Source organism: Secundilactobacillus odoratitofui DSM 19909 = JCM 15043 (assembly GCF_001434895.1).
Classification (GTDB): domain Bacteria; phylum Bacillota; class Bacilli; order Lactobacillales; family Lactobacillaceae; genus Secundilactobacillus; species Secundilactobacillus odoratitofui.
Genome location: NZ_AZEE01000023.1, coordinates 1 through 205 on the forward strand (window position 1 = coordinate 1; position 205 = coordinate 205).

1 pseudogene is annotated in these 205 nt (G+C 53.7%); it reads left to right on the forward strand.

What is annotated here, in order from left to right:
* Window positions 1–205 (forward strand): annotated as a pseudogene (locus FD04_RS12610) (hypothetical protein); the annotation flags it as partial.

The following is a 205-nucleotide window of genomic DNA, read 5'->3' on the forward strand; positions in this document are numbered from 1 at the left end:
AATGCCACAATCGATGGTGATAATGGCGGTTATGCCATCACCGGGACGGCCACTGATGCCCCAACTGGGACCACGGTGACGCTGACTGATGAGAATGGCGACCCAATTTTGGATGGCAACGGTGCTCCAATTACGGGTAAGACGACCGATGACACCGGTGACTTTACAGTGCAAGTACCAGATGGTGTCTTGACACCGGATCAAC